The 1827-nt window shown below is 43.1% G+C and carries 1 protein-coding gene; it reads left to right on the top strand.

From position 1 onward, the window contains the following. The first annotated feature begins 189 nt into the window (after window positions 1-189). Window positions 190-1317, top strand: coding sequence for an FAD-binding oxidoreductase (locus tag IQ242_RS23885; RefSeq protein WP_193961666.1), 1128 nt, complete (start codon window positions 190-192; stop codon window positions 1315-1317). The last annotated feature ends 510 nt before the right edge of the window (window positions 1318-1827 follow it).

Below are 1827 nucleotides of genomic sequence, written 5' to 3' on the forward strand. Positions count from 1 at the left end.
TCTGTTAAGGCAGGTGCGGAACCCCGCAAGGGAAAGAAGCAGAAACCCAAATCGTGAGGTTTGGGAATCACCGTCCGTTTACGGCGGTGAGGATGTCAATTTCCGGGTTCTGTAATTAATTATCGGGGTTGAAACTTGTTCAACCCTTTTTTAGTCCTATTCCCACTAGAAAAATAGCCTCTGGAGTTTATGACTAAAATTGTCATCATCGGTGCGGGGATAGTGGGGGCTACCATTGCCTACGAATTAAGCGCCATCGAAGGATTAGAAATTACCCTCATTGATGAAAAAAAACCGGGACAAGGAGCAACCGGGGCAGCTTTAGGGATTTTAATGGGTATTATCAGCCATAAAACCAAAGGTAGAGCCTGGAAACTGCGGCAAGAAAGTTTAAAACGTTACGAAACCCTCCTTCCTGAGCTAGAATCCCTCACCGGACTGACTATTCCCTGTAACCGTGATGGTATTGTCCTCCTGCGATCGAGTGCCGAAGACGAAGAAAATTGGCGCAAGTTAGCCCAAATCCGCCAAGAACAGGGATATTGTCTAGAAATCTGGGATAAAGAGACTTTAAACCAAAAATGTCCCCAGGTGGCCAGCGATCATCTCCAGGGTGCTATCTATTCTCCCAGTGATCATCAAATTAATCCGGCCCTGCTCACGGAAGCCCTCGTCACTGCTGCCGCAAGAAGGGGGGTAAAATGTCAATTTGGGGTAAAAGTTGAAAATTTCGGCAAGACAGAGCTTCAAGGCTCTAATTTGAGGCAATGCACCCACATTTATAGTTCTAATGGTATAGAGGAAAGCGACTTTTTGATTCTTTCTGCGGGAATTGGTTCCACTGCTTTAACCGAAACTCTTACCCATCCAGTGGAGATCCGACCGGTTTTAGGGCAAGCTTTACAGATAAAATTGACGCAAACCTTAGAAAATTCCGATTTTAAGCCGATTTTAACGGGAAATGACCTGCATATTCTGCCTTTGGCCGGAGCAGAATACTGGATTGGAGCAACGGTGGAATTTATGGACGAAAAGGGCGAAATTATCGCCGATACTGCCCTATTAGAACAAGTGTATCAAAAGGCGATCACTTTTTGTCCCTCTTTGGCCTCGGGTGCGATCGTGCGTACTTGGTCCGGTAAGCGACCGCGACCGGAGAAAAAATCCGCTCCCATCATCGAATATTTGCCCGGACACGATAACGTTATTCTGGCCTCGGGACACTACCGCAACGGGGTTTTATTGGCTCCTGCTACCGCTAAAATCGTCAGGGAAATGTTAAGTGATAAGTTAGGGTTGGCTGAAAAAGTTTGTTGATGGGGTTAGGAGTCGGTCGTCAGTATTCTCCGAGTCAGGGGATTATTTTTATTTATTCTCCCCTCTCCCCTCTCCCCTCTCTACAATAATTACTCGCAGCCAGAAATACGTTGGGTTACTATCATACTTTGTGCTTTTTGTCAAAAAAACTTTTTTTTTGCAATAAAACTACATAAAAAAAAGATCATCGTTGTGGGTGAAATTGACTGATTTACCCGTCTTAATTAGGATCACCTTCTAGGTGTGGCAAGGGTTTCAACCATTGCTGCCCAAAAAGGCACAAAACAACCCATTATGAAATTCTATCAAATCGCTGTAACCCTTATAACATCGTTGTTAAATAAAAATCTTTCTCAATTAATTTTTAAGAATTTATAAATATTGCGTAATGTTAATTTAAATATTCTCAAGTTTTTGCAGTCAATAAATAATTTTTGCTTATCTTTGTCGGAGAATAGAACTCCTGCAACAATCCAACATCTACCATTGGGTTAGGAGTCAGTTATCAGT

Source organism: Microcystis sp. LEGE 08355 (genome assembly GCF_015207185.1).
GTDB classification, from domain to species: Bacteria; Cyanobacteriota; Cyanobacteriia; order Cyanobacteriales; family Microcystaceae; genus Microcystis; species Microcystis panniformis.

Coding starts and splice junctions, on each gene's coding strand:
- IQ242_RS23885 (WP_193961666.1), top strand. CDS start 190: ATGACTAAAATTGTCATCATCGGTGCGGGGATAGTGGGGGCTACCATT.